The organism is Nonomuraea sp. NPDC049028, assembly GCF_043197735.1.
In the GTDB taxonomy this organism is placed as follows: domain Bacteria; phylum Actinomycetota; class Actinomycetes; order Streptosporangiales; family Streptosporangiaceae; genus Nonomuraea.
Genome location: NZ_JBICTR010000003.1, coordinates 836,247 through 848,526, shown reverse-complemented (window position 1 = coordinate 848,526; position 12,280 = coordinate 836,247). Strand labels below are relative to the sequence as shown.

The 12,280-nt window shown below is 68.9% G+C and carries 12 protein-coding genes; 2 read left to right on the top strand and 10 right to left on the bottom strand.

Going from position 1 to position 12,280, the window contains the following annotated elements; translation table 11 throughout:
* Positions 1–446: 446 nt before the first annotated feature.
* From ACGFJ2_RS14920 to ACGFJ2_RS14910, 3 genes are all read right to left on the bottom strand, one after another.
* Positions 447–1,028, bottom strand: coding sequence for a hypothetical protein (locus ACGFJ2_RS14920; protein ID WP_393468239.1), 582 nt, complete (start codon positions 1,026–1,028; stop codon positions 447–449).
* Positions 1,029–1,252: 224 nt separating this feature from the next.
* Positions 1,253–1,999, bottom strand: coding sequence for a hypothetical protein (locus ACGFJ2_RS14915; RefSeq protein ID WP_393468236.1), 747 nt, complete (start codon positions 1,997–1,999; stop codon positions 1,253–1,255).
* 10 nt (positions 2,000–2,009) lie between these two features.
* The gene (locus ACGFJ2_RS14910) at positions 2,010–2,615 is read right to left on the bottom strand and encodes a hypothetical protein (protein WP_393468234.1); all 606 of its coding nucleotides are present in this window, start codon (positions 2,613–2,615) and stop codon (positions 2,010–2,012) included.
* A 731-nt stretch (positions 2,616–3,346) separates the two neighbouring features.
* Between ACGFJ2_RS14910 and ACGFJ2_RS14905 the strand changes: the two genes are divergently transcribed.
* The gene (locus ACGFJ2_RS14905; protein ID WP_393468231.1) at positions 3,347–4,522 is read left to right on the top strand and encodes a C45 family autoproteolytic acyltransferase/hydolase; all 1,176 of its coding nucleotides are present in this window, start codon (positions 3,347–3,349) and stop codon (positions 4,520–4,522) included.
* On the opposite strand, the gene ACGFJ2_RS14900 is transcribed toward ACGFJ2_RS14905, so the two are convergent.
* From ACGFJ2_RS14900 to ACGFJ2_RS14875, 6 genes are all read right to left on the bottom strand, one after another.
* Entirely contained in the window at positions 4,509–5,456 is a 948-nt protein-coding gene (locus tag ACGFJ2_RS14900) for a DNA polymerase ligase N-terminal domain-containing protein (RefSeq protein ID WP_357949934.1), read from the bottom strand. The two genes, ACGFJ2_RS14905 and ACGFJ2_RS14900, sit on opposite strands and share 14 nt — an antisense overlap.
* A gap of 16 nt (positions 5,457–5,472) precedes the next feature.
* Entirely contained in the window at positions 5,473–6,147 is a 675-nt protein-coding gene (locus tag ACGFJ2_RS14895) for a FadR/GntR family transcriptional regulator (RefSeq protein ID WP_357949938.1), read from the bottom strand.
* Positions 6,148–6,172: 25 nt separating this feature from the next.
* The gene (locus ACGFJ2_RS14890) at positions 6,173–7,198 is read right to left on the bottom strand and encodes an MBL fold metallo-hydrolase (protein ID WP_393468226.1); all 1,026 of its coding nucleotides are present in this window, start codon (positions 7,196–7,198) and stop codon (positions 6,173–6,175) included.
* A 139-nt stretch (positions 7,199–7,337) separates the two neighbouring features.
* The gene (locus ACGFJ2_RS14885; protein ID WP_358178622.1) at positions 7,338–8,456 is read right to left on the bottom strand and encodes a steroid 3-ketoacyl-CoA thiolase; all 1,119 of its coding nucleotides are present in this window, start codon (positions 8,454–8,456) and stop codon (positions 7,338–7,340) included.
* Positions 8,457–8,499: 43 nt separating this feature from the next.
* On the bottom strand, positions 8,500–9,492 hold the full coding sequence (locus tag ACGFJ2_RS14880) for a sigma-70 family RNA polymerase sigma factor (protein ID WP_357949946.1): 993 nt from the start codon (positions 9,490–9,492) through the stop codon (positions 8,500–8,502).
* A 41-nt stretch (positions 9,493–9,533) separates the two neighbouring features.
* The gene (locus ACGFJ2_RS14875) at positions 9,534–10,472 is read right to left on the bottom strand and encodes an NADP-dependent oxidoreductase (RefSeq protein WP_393468538.1); all 939 of its coding nucleotides are present in this window, start codon (positions 10,470–10,472) and stop codon (positions 9,534–9,536) included.
* A 78-nt stretch (positions 10,473–10,550) separates the two neighbouring features.
* On the opposite strand from ACGFJ2_RS14875, the gene ACGFJ2_RS14870 reads away from it, so the two are divergent.
* A complete protein-coding gene (locus tag ACGFJ2_RS14870) occupies positions 10,551–11,513 on the top strand; it encodes a GlxA family transcriptional regulator (protein WP_393468222.1) in 963 nt (320 codons plus the stop codon).
* Between the two features lie 6 nt (positions 11,514–11,519).
* Here ACGFJ2_RS14870 and ACGFJ2_RS14865 read toward each other — a convergent pair whose 3' ends face one another.
* A complete protein-coding gene (locus ACGFJ2_RS14865; protein WP_357644750.1) occupies positions 11,520–12,113 on the bottom strand; it encodes a TetR family transcriptional regulator in 594 nt (197 codons plus the stop codon).
* Positions 12,114–12,280: the final 167 nt, after the last annotated feature.

Here is a 12,280-nt window from a genome sequence, read left to right as displayed (position 1 = left end):
CATCCGGTCGCCGAACGAGTAGGTCTGGTCGCCGGTATAGAGCACGAGACGGTCAAGAGATAGCGGCCCGGCCGCGGATCCCGGTCGACTTGGGACTTGATGGCAAGCAGCAGGTCGGGGACTCGCTGGATCTCGTCGATGACCATCAGGTCCGGGAACGCCACAAATCCAGGTTGCGGAGGCCGACCATGATCCGGGGTGCCGGGTAAGCCGGCACGGGCGCGCGGCGACGTGCTCCAGATGGCGGGCGAGCACGACGATCGGGGACGATGGCACGCGAATGCGGCCCCTGTTCTTGATCGACTGGCGTAGACAAACGATCATCAGGGGTCGCATTTGTCGTGCGTACCCGGGGTGCCGCTCAACCGCGTCATGCGAACGCTTCGGCCCTGGTGGCAAGCCCGATACCGGTTGCGATATACGTAAGACGCTTCACCGCGGCCCTCCTAATAAGTGCCATCGATGTTCTCCCGGTTATTGGAGCCAAGATCGTTGCTCTTGACGGGAGTCGTCATACAGCCGAGGCGGGAATCGGTCTTGTTGAGCATGGGTGTGGAGTAGTCGTCGTGCTGCAGGCCGACAGCGTGTCCGGTCTCATGGCAGACCAGCCCATAGGTGTAATTTCCGTTGCCTCGGATGCGAATGTACTGCTGGTCGCATTTGTAATGCGCTCCGCCGCGCGCATTGCACCACGTCATACCATCTGCACTGTCCGGAACGCTGGTCGAGCCCTCCTGGTAGACGATGTCGGTCTCCGCGCTCCCCTCGAACACCGGCGACGAGTCGTAGTGGAAGGCCAAATCCGTGGGCCGGTACTCTCCGTCAATGGCGTCGTTTACCGTCGACCGGTCCTCCGACTCCAGCTTGTGTTCGCCGCTGCTGTCCATGTAGAAATAGACCTCGCGATTGTCGGTCTGGCATGGCGGATGGCCCATGCTGAGCACGCAGCTACTACCGGTGCTTTCGGTCGGGAACATGTTGTCGGTGACGGCGGCCCAGGCCACCCCGACCGCCACCATCAACGGCACGAGAGCTATCGCGACCACACCGGTAACCCGTCGTCGAGCGGGCCTGCGACTGAATACTGACACTCTTCTCCTTCGGAAGTCATGAAACACGTACGGCGCCGCACAATGGGCGGCACCGTACGACTCAGGGGTCAGCCTTTATCGGCCTTGCCGATGGCCTGTTCCAACTGGTCCTCGGGTGAGGACTCTTTTCACAAGCCCTCGAGCAGAGGGCAGACCGATGCTCAGCCGCAGGTGGCCGTCGGCGGCGGTTCGAACTGCTGTCTTTCCCCAGGCTGGGTCGCCTTCAGCTTGGCGGCGAGGGCGTCCGCGCTGTTGCCTGCCATTTCCTCTTCCAGTCCGGCGTTCGGACCGGCGTCGGCCGCCAGCGTGCGTGCCTCGGCGGCGCTCTGCGCGTGGCCCTCCTCCTCGCCCTGGCCGATGATGTCGCCGTCGAAGGGCAGCTCCGAACCCTCGCCGAGCCCCATCCACTTTGCGGGCTCCGGGGTGTCGCCCTCGGCGCAGTGCTGCCCTTCCCAGGTGATGGCCAGGATGTACTGGTGCCCGGGTTCGATGCGCGGCCGATCGTATATGGCCGTCGCGGTCGGACTGTTCAGGTTCCCCTCGGTGAAGGTCCAACCGGACGCGTTGTACTCCCACTCCTTCGGGGCCGGCTGGGCCGCGTCCTCCCGCGACCACAGCACTTTCTTGACCTCCAGCTTCACCTTCCGCCCGATCAATCCTTCCCCTCGCTCGATCTCGATCTGGGCGGGCGGGATCGTCTCCTCGGAGGCGGCGCTGACGACGACCACATGGTCGGCGTACGTCACCCAGTCCGTGGCCGTGATGCTGGGCAGGCGGTCGTCTCCGTCGGCCATCACGACCCGGCGCGGCGCGGGCGCGCCGTCGGCGGCATTCACAGTGGCGACTCCCGCGACGGCGAGAGCCGCGGCGAGCCCGATACCGGTTGCGATATACGTAAGACGCTTCACCGGGGCCCTCCTAATAAGTGCCATTGATGTTCTCCCGGTTATTGGAGCCAAGATCGTTATGGTCGGTGGAAGGGGTCACCAGACAGCCGAGGCGGGAATCGGTCTTGCTGAGCATGGGTGTGGAGTAGTCGCCGTGCTGCAGGCCGACGGCGTGTCCGGTCTCATGGCAAACTCTCGCGTAGGTGTAACGCCCGTTGCCTCGGATGCGAATGTACTGCTGGTCGCATTTGTAATGCGTGCTACTGACCCCATTGCACCACGTCCTACCGGCCGCACTGTCCGGGAGGCCGGTCGAGCCCTCCTGGTAGATGATGTCGGTCTCCGCGCTCCCCTCGAACACCGGCGACGAGTCGTAGTGGAAGGCCAGATCCGTGGGCCGGTACTCTCCGTCAATGGCGGCGTTGACCGTTGACCGGTCCTCCGACTCCAGCTTGTATTCGCCGCTGCTGTCCATGTAGAAATAGACCTCGCGATTGTCGGTCTGGCATGGTGGATGGCTGCCCGTGCTGACCACGCAGCTACTGCCGGTGCTTTCGGTCGGGAACATGTTGTCGGTGACGGCGGCCCAGGCCACCCCGACCGCCACCGTCAACGGCACGAGGGCCATCGCGACCACACCGGTAACCCGTCGTCGAACGGGCCCGCGACTGAATACTGACACTCTTCTCCTTCACGAAGTCATGGGCGCTTGATGTACCGCTTTATACATGGGCATGAAACACGTACAGCGCCGCACTGATATCGTTCGCAAACGCCGACGATTCGATGTTTCACATACTTCAACTCATTGCGCAGAAGACATGGCTACAGCCCCGGACAGAAAGACGCTACGACGCCGTTCTTCCGTTCCTCTTCCATTCCTCTTCCGTTGTAACGGCACCGGTCGCGGCGTGTGATACAGGTAGAAAGCCAGGTCGCGGGGGTTGCCGAGCGAGCGGCGGATGAGCAGGCGGTGCGCGGGTCACATGGCCCCAACGGCGTTGTCGAGCGCACAGTCGACCAGCCCTGCCGTCTCGGGCGAAATGGGGTGACGTGCGCGTGCCCAGCAGGTATTGCCGCGCAGCATCAGGCTGCAGGGCGCACGAGCAGAACAGGCGCAGGCGCACGCGACGGCCTGCTCGCCCTGGCTCACCCACAGCCTGGGCGCCCGCACCGGTCGCCCGCGCATTGACCCCGCCAAGATCTCGACGGACGCTGCACAAGGCTCCGCTCCCTTCGGTGCGGTGCCTGTCCCGCTGAGGCGCAAACGGTTGCCGGCCGTATCTCCGGTACGGGCCGACCGGTAATGGGGCCGCTCAACCAGGGCAGCTTCTAGGTGCGCAGCGTTCTTCGACGACTGGAGGAAACATGATCGAATACGGTCAACCCAACCCGGCAGCCGGCCCGCCGCTCGTCGCCGTCGAGGGGACGCCTCGTGAGATGGGGGCCGAGATCGGCCGCAGGACCAGCGAACTCGTCGAGCGGAGCCTGGAGACGTACCTGCGCAGGTTCCGTGACGACGTGGGCCTGTCGGACGCCGACGTGCTGCGCTGGGGTGCCACCTATCTCGCTGTGGCTCAGGGTTACGACCGTACGATCGCGGAGATGCTGGAGGGTCTGGCCGAGGGTGCGGGCAGGCGGGTCGAGCACATCACGGCGCTCAACGCGCGTACCGAGCTGCTCTACGGGACCGGCTACCACGACGAGGGCTGCACCTCGGTGGCGGTGTTGCCGCAGTACACGCGCGACGGCCACACCCTGCTCGCGCAGAACTGGGACTGGAACCCCGAGCAGGGACCCGTCACGTTCCTGCTGGCGACCCGCGACACCGAGGGCTTCTCGGTGCTCACGCTGGCCGAGGCGGGCATGCTGGCCAAGAGCGGCCTGAACTCGGCGGGCCTCGGGGTCTGCGCCAACCTGCTCGTCTCCGACCTGGACACCGGCGGCGAGGGCGTGCCGTACCACTATCTGCTGCGCGGGGTGCTGAACTCGCCGCGGATCAGCACCGCCTTGCGCAGGACGCTCAACGTGCCCCGCGTCTCCTCGGGGAACGTGCTCATCGCCGACGCCGGAGGTGAGGCGATCGACCTTGAGGTGGCGCCCGGGATGTTCGGGCACCTGCTGCCGGAGGACGGTCTGCTGGCCCACTCCAACCACTTCCAATGCCCGCTTCCGCTGCGTGACGAGAAGGTGGCGGCCTCGGCTCTGACGCTGCTGCGGCCCGCGCGGATGCGGCATCTGCTGGAGGACGCGGCGCGCGTACGAGCGGTGACCGTCGAGGACATCGTGGCGGCGCTGCGCGACCACTTCTCCTTCCCTGACGGCATCTGCCGCCACCGTGATCCGGACGTCGCGGAGGCCGATCTGTCCACGACGGTGTACTCGATCGTGATGGATCTTGATGAGCGTGTGCTGTCCATCGCGAGCGGGCCGCCCTGTGAGCACCGCTACGCGCGCTGGCGCCTGGACGACGTCTTCACCCAGGACGCCGTGCCCGCCCTGCACGCGATACCGGAGGAGTCGGTCGGGGCTAGGCGGGGATGAAGAGCCAGGACTTCGACGCCCCCGGCTCATAGGGGGAGTCGAGGCGCTTGGCGATCACGCCGGGCAGCCCCTGCTCGCGGGCCGCCTGCCGTACCGGCTTGGCCTGGCCCGGCCACGCGGGGGCGGTCTGCCAGCGGGCGGAGGCCGGCTTGAGCGCTTCCAAGGCCGCGCGGCGGGTCGTGTACGGCAGCGCGACCAGGGAGTGGCCGTCGTCGTAAAGGAGGTCATAGCAGACCAGGACCTCCGTGCCCGCCATCGTGACCACCTCGCCGTCCAGCACCGCCGTGCGGCTGCCGAACGACGCCGCGAGCGGGCGCAGCCAGGGATAGCGCCGCGCCGCCTCCGTACGCCCGCCGTCGATCGCCACCAGCACGCGCTCCCCGCCCCACGCGAACTCGAACGCGTAGTCGGCCACGTCACGTGGCAGCCGGGTCCGTTCGACCGGGAGCATCGGGTCGAGCGGGGGCAGGGGGTCGCGGGAGGGCGGGTCCATGCGGTGGATCATCCAGTTCTTGCCGTTCGTCGGGAACAGCACGAACCGTCCCGCGGCTCGCGAGCCGTGCAGCACGACCTTGACCTCGCGGTCGGACCACTTCTCGGTCTCGTACGTGCCGCGGTCCCAGACCGTCATCGTGCCGCCGCCGTACTCGCCCTTGGGGATCTCGCCGTGGAAGTCGAGGTATTCCATCGGATGGTCCTCGGTCCGTACGGCCAGGTGATTGACGCGTGGGTCGGCCGGCAGGCCCTTGGGGATCGCCCAGGAGGCGAGCACGCCGTCGCGCTCCAGTCGCAGGTCCCAGTGCAGGGCGCGGGCGTGGTGCTCTTGGATCACGAACGCCGCCCCGTCGCCCGACTCGGGGGCCGTGTCGGGGACGGGCTCGGGGGTACGGCTGGCATCGCGTTTACTGCGATATTTCTCCAGTTTGTCGGCCACGCCGGGGTATCTACCCTCAGTCGAGGGCCTTGCGCAGCCAGGATTCCACTCCCGCGATGTGCACCGTGGCCCACGAGCGGGCCACGTCGGGCTGACGGGTCGCGATGGCCTCGTAGATCGCGGTGTGCTGCTCCCGCGTCTTCTCCATCGCGCCCTCCTGGGTCAGCCCGCGCCAGATCCGCGCCCGGGTCGTCGGCCCGGACAGGCTCTCGATGAACGAGCAGAGCACGCTGTTGCCCGAACCCCGCGCGATCCGGTGGTGGAAGTCCAGGTCGTTGGCCACCAACTCCTCCACCGTGGGCGAGTCGGGCAGCGACTCCAGGATCACCCGGAGCTCGTCGATCTCCCCGTCGGTCATCTGCTCGGTCGCCATCGCCGTCGCCGCGGGCTCCAGGATGCGGCGTACCTCGAAGAACTGGATCACCGTGTCGTCGCGATGCAGGTCGAGCACGAACGACATGGTGTCGAGCAGCAGGCGCGGCTCCAGGCTGGTGACGTAGGTGCCGTCTCCCTGGCGTACGTCGAGGACGTTGATCAGCGCCAGTGCTCGTACGGCCTCGCGGAGCGAGTTGCGCGACAGGCCGAGGCGCTCGGCCAGGTCGGCCTCCTTCGGCAGCCTGTCGCCGGGCGTGAGCTCGCCCGAGAGGATCATCTGCTTGATTTTGTCGATGGCCGCGTCGGTGACCGCCACGCTTTTCTCCCTAGACATCGGATGTCTAGGATTCTAGGGCCTGGAAGCGCACCGTATCGACTCCGGAGACGCGGCGAATCACACCACGCGCCTCCAGCGTGCGCAGATGCGCGGCCGCCTCTCCCGCGGCCATGCCGCGCAGGACGGGGGACAGGTCGTCCCAGGGCCGGTTCCAGGTCATCATCGCGGCGGTCTCCCAGATGGTCAGCGGTTGCGCGCGCTCGGCCAGGAGGGCGCCGAGTCGCTGGAGCTTCTCCTCGTGATGGCGGCGGATCTCGGCGGCGCGCGCGGCTACATCCGGAAATATCCATTCATGGGCGGGAAGCGCGTCCAGCGGGCCCAGCTCGCCGACGCGGTCCAGCGACTCCAGAAAATCCCCCAACGGATCAACATCGTCCCGGTCATAGGGATAAATCCCGACGTGGGGGGTGATGTCGGGGAGGACGTGGTCGCCGGTGAACAGGCGGTCGGCGTCCTCCAGGTGCAGGCAGATGTGGCCGGGGGTGTGGCCCGGCGTGTGTACGGCCCGCAGCTTGCGGCCTGGCAGGTCCACCAGGTCGCCGTCGCGTAGCTCGCGGTCGGGCAGCGCGGGCGTGTCCGGGCGGCCGGCGGTCGCGACCGCCACGTCCTCGTGCCCGGCCCCCGCCCGCCTGAGCATGTCGGCCTGGAAGTCGCGGTGTTCGCCTTCGGCGAGGTTGTGCATGAGCCTGACCAGCGCGGCGTCCGATTCGTGCATGGCGATCCAGGCGCCGGACTCCGCCCTGACCTGACCGGCCAGCCCGGCGTGGTCGGGATGGAAGTGGGTGACGACCACGCCTCTGACCGCGCTCACGTCAAGACCGAGCGTCCGCAGGCCGCCGCTGAGGGCCGCCCAGGCGTCCGGGTGGTTCCAGCCGGCGTCCACCAGCACGGGGCCCTTGGGGGAGTCGACGGCGTAGACGAGCGTGTAGCCGAGCGGGTTGCCGGGGATCGGCACGAGCACGCTCCACACCCCGCCGCCGAGGTCCTGCGGGCGCTGCTCGGTGTACGGCCTGCGCCGGGTCGTCTTCATGCTGGGGCCCCCGTTGAGCGTGCTTGTACTTGGTCGAGTGTGCGGGAGGGAAACGTGAGATCGGTACGGGTTTTCCCCGGACACGGCCGCGGATGACTCGCCCGGCGGGTCCACGCGGTGGTGGGACGGCCGTCCCCTGTCACGTGATGCGTTCGATGATCGTGGCCGTCGCCAGCGCCCCGCCCGCGCACATCGTGACCAGCGCGGTCGCCGAGTCCGAGCGCTCCAGCTCGTGCAGCGCCGTCGTGAGCAGCCGCGCCCCCGTGGCACCGACGGGGTGGCCGAGCGCGATCGCGCCGCCGTTGACGTTGACGCGGTCGAAGTCGGGCTCGTGCACGCTCGCCCATGACAGCACGACCGACGCGAACGCCTCGTTCACCTCGAACCTGTCGATGTCGCCGATCGTCATCCCGGCCGTCGCGAGCACCTTCGCCGTCGCGTCCACCGGCCCATCCAGGTGGTAGTACGGCTCCGCGCCGACGAGGGCCTGGGCCAGGATCCGCGCCCGGGGGCGCAAGCCGTGGCGCAGGGCCGTCTCCTCGCTCATCACCAGCACCGCGGCGGCGCCGTCGGAGATCTGCGACGAGGTGCCTGCGGTGTGCCGGCCGCCCTCGCCCATCACCGGCTTGAGCCCGGCCAGCCCGTCGACGGTGGTCTCGCGTAAGCCCTGGTCCCTGCGCACCTGCCCGACGGGCACGATCTCCCGCTCGAACCGCCCGTCGGCCCACGCCTTGGCGGCCAGCTGCTGCGACCGCGCCCCGAACCAGTCGAGCCGCTCGCGGGTCAGCCCGCGCCGGTCCGCGATCCGCTCGGCCGCGGTGAACTGGTCGGGCAGGTCGATGTTCCAGTCGTCGGGCTTCGGCTTGGCCGGCAGGACGTTGCTGCCGAGCGGCGCCCGGCTCATCACCTCGACCCCGCACCCGATGCCCACGTCGATGACGCCGGCCTGGATCATCGCCGCCGCCAGGTGTACGGCCTGCTGCGACGATCCGCACTGCGCGTCGACCGTGGTCACTCCCGTTTGGTACGGCAGCCCCGCGTACAGCCAGGAGTGCCGTCCCACATGCCCGCCCTGCTCGCCCGCCTGGGTCACGCACCCGGCGAAGACCTGGCCGACGATCGCCGGGTCGATCCCGGAGCGCTCGATCAGGCCGTTGAGCGCGGTGGCCAGCACCTGCTGCGGTTTGAGCTCGGCCAGCCAGCCGCCACGCTTGCCGATGGGGGTGCGGACGGCCTCGACGATCACCGGTGTGCCCACAGTAGCCTCCAGAATGATGCTCTGGACGTGACTGTAACGGGTTCTAGTTTCCGGTGGAAGCCCCGCTCAGCGTGCGAGGCAGCCCGAAGGTGTCGAAGAGGCCCAGGTCGAAGAACATCGCGACATGGCTGACCCGCGAGCCGGTGAACGTGAGCACCGGCAGCCCGAACGCGTCATAGACATCCCCGTGCCGCAGATACATCCCGAACGCCGGCTGCCCGTTCGCCTCGACCGGCACCAGCCGCAGGTCGCCGGGCTGCTTCGCCGGGCAGTTGGTCGCGATGAGCCGGCCGATCTCCTCGGCGCCCTGATACCAGCCGGTGAACGGCGGCATCTCCCAGACCGCGTCCTTCGTGAACAGCTCCACGATGCCCGCCACGTCGTAATTCTCGAACGCCGCCACGTAGCGGTCGAGCTGCGCCCGCTGCTCGGCCGTCAGCGGCTCGATGGGGTCGTCGAGGCTCGGTGCCACCTCGTCGAGTTGGGCATGGGCGCGTTGCAGCGCGCTGTTGACCGCGACGGTCGTGGTGTCGAGCACCTCGGCCACCTCGGCGGCCCGCCACTTGAGCACGTCGCGCAGGATCAGCACCGCCCGCTGCCTGGGCGGCAGGTGCTGCAGCGCGGCGATGAGCGCGAGCCGGATGCTGTCGCGCGAGGTGACGATGGCGGCGGGGTCGTCGGCCCCGGCGCCGACCATCCCGGTGGGCACGGGCTCCAGCCACGGCACCTCGTTGCCCTCGACCAGAGGGCCGGTCGCCTCGGACGCGGGCGCGCCGAGCCCGGTCGGCAGCGGCCGCCGGCCCCGGCTGTCGAGCGCCGTCAGGCAGGCCGTCGTGGCGATGCGGTAGAGCCAGGTGCGCAGGGACGAACGTCCCTCGAACCCGTCATAGGCGCGCCACGCGCGCAGATAGGTCTCCTGGACGAGATCCTCGGCGTCGTGCACCGACCCCAGCATGCGGTAGCAGTGCGCCAGCAACTCGCGCCGCATCAGGTCGGTCTGCCGCAGGAACTCCTCATTCGACGGCCGCTCAGTCATGCCTCCCTGTATAGCCCCCGCCACCGACAAATCGACGAGTCTCAGGGACGTACAGAGAGAACGATCTTCCCCGTCGTACGGCCGGACTCGCCCAGTTCGTGGGCTTTGGCCGCGTCCGCCAGCGGCAGCACGGCGGCCACCTCGGCCCGTAGTTTCCCGGCCTTCGCCAGTGCGGCCAGCGCCCGCATCGTGGCGTGGTCGGGCTCGACGAGCATCGCCGCCGACCGGATGCCCCGCTCGGCGGCCCGCGCGTGCAGGCTCTCGTCCAGGAGCGAGAGGGCCAGCGAGACGATCGTGCCGCCCTGGCGCAGGGTGCGCAGCGAGCGCGGGCCGTAGTCGCCGCCCATGGTGTCGATCACCACATCGACGTCGCGGACGACCTCGGCGAAGTCCTCGCTCCGGTAGTCGATCAGCTCGTCGGCGCCGAGGTCGCGGAGCCACTCGTGCTTGGCGGCGCTGGCCGTACCGATCACGTACGCGCCGCGCGCCTTGGCGATCTGCACGGCGAAGTGCCCCACACCGCCCGCCGCCGCGTGCACGAGCACCCGCTGACCCTCCGTCAGCCCGGCGGTGTCCACCAGCGCCTGCCAGGCGGTCAGCGCGGCGAGAGGGATCGCGGCCGCCTGGTTGTGGTCGAGGTTCGCGGGCTTGGGGGCGAAATGGCGGGCGGGGGCGCTCACGTACTCGGCGTAGGCGCCGTGGCCGAACGGAAAGCGGAGCATGCCGAAGACCTCGTCACCGGGCTGGTAAAGGGTCGAGCCCAGGCCCACCTGCTCGACGACGCCGGAGACGTCCCAGCCGAGCACGAACGGCGGCGCCCCCAGCTGACCGCCGCTGGTCCGGGTCTTCCAGTCCGCGGGGTTGACCCCGGCCGCGTGCACTCGCACGAGCACCTCGGTCGGTCCCGGCGTGGGCCTGTCCATTTCGATCGTCTTCAGTACTTCTGGTCCGCCCAGGGCGTCCTGGCTGATCGCGCGCATCTTCATACGGTCAAGCCTGCTGTGTCGGGTTGGGGGGCTGCGAGTGGCCCGAAGGCCAAGATGTGTAAAGATCGGGCCATGCATCGTGTGGTCGTACTGGCGCTGCCGAACGTCATCCCGTTCGAGCTGAGCGTGCCGTCCAGGATCTTCTGTACGGCACGCGATCCGGGAGGCGAGCCGCTGTACGAGGTGATCACCTGCACACTCGACGGCCGCCCCGTCGCCACGGCCGCCGACTACACGATCGCCGTCGAACACGACGCGGGCGCGCTGGCGAGCGCCGACACCGTCGTCATCCCCGCCGCCGCCGGCTTCGCGGACATCACCGGCCCGGAGTCGCTGCCTCCCGAGCTCCTCGACGCCCTCTCCTCGATACGGCCGGGCACCCGCGTCGTCTCGATCTGCATCGCCACCTTCGTCCTCGCGGCCGCGGGCCTCCTCGACGGCCGCCCGGCCACCACCCACTGGCGGCACGCCGAGCGCTTCGCCCGCCTCTTCCCCGAGGTGCGGATGGACTCGGACGTGCTGTTCGTGGACGACGGGGACGTGCTCACCTCGGCGGGCGCGTCGGCGGGCGTGGACCTCTGCCTGCACCTGGTACGGCGCGACCACGGCAGCGAGATCGCCAACCAGGTGGCCCGCCACTGCATCGTCCCCCCGTGGCGGGACGGCGGCCAAGCCCAGTACGTAGAACGCCCGGTCCCCGAACCATCGGCCTCAGGCACCGCGCCCACCAGGGCGTGGGCCCTCCAGCACCTGTCCACCCCGCTCCAGCTGGCCGACCTGGCCGAACACGCGGGCATGAGCAGACGCACCTTCACCCGGCACTTCCGCCACGAGGTAGGCCAGAGCCCCGGCCAATGGCTGCTCCAGCAACGCGTGGAGCTGGCCAGACACCTCCTGGAGAGCACGGACCTGCCGGTGGACCGGGTGGCGGAGCAGTCGGGCTTCGGCACGGCGGCCTCCCTGAGGCAGCACCTGAACGCGTCACTGGGGGTGTCCCCGCACGCGTATCGCCGCACCTTCAGGGCCGTCGGCTGACGACGACTAGAGGTCGTTGACCAGCCGTGCGGCGGCGATCTCGATGCGGCGCTGGATCTGCTCATAGGTGCGGCGCCCGCGCAGCATCTCCAGGAGCTCCTGCACCCACACGCTGGACAGCGACCCCGCCAGGTCGAGCTGCACCTCGCTGGCCCGATCCCGCGTGAGGTCGGCCGACACGCGCAGCAGCAGCCCCGTCATCCGGTCGCCGAACGGCGTCTCCACCTCGGCCATGATCAGTGACCGGATCAGCGCGTCGGCCAGCTCCGGCTCGCGCATGAGGCCGCGCGTGGCGCGCATCAGGACGTCGACCGCGCGGCCCGCCGGGGTGGAGGCGCTCGGCGGACGGCGCTGGATGCTGCTCTCCAGCAGGTCGATCTCCTCGCCGACGACCGCCACGACCAGGTCCATCTTCGACGGGAAGTAGCGGTAGAGGGTGCCGAGCGCGACCCCCGCCCGCTCGGCGACCGTGCGCATCTGCATGGCCTCGACGCCGCCGCGCGAGGCCAGGGCGGCGGCCGCCTGGACGATGCGCTTGCGGCGCTGGTGCTGGCTACGCGTACGGACGCTGTGACCGCCGGACGTGGAATGGCTCTCCATGATCCCCTCGGTGTCGCTGGGGGGCGCGGCGGTGGTCGCCTGCGGGGTACGCATGAGAACACGTTATCTGATTTCTCGATAACTCGGCTTGTTACTCGCGGGTCACAAAGAGCCTGCATAGACGCATGTCTGCGGCGCTACAGGCATATATCCAGACTTGTTGGGAT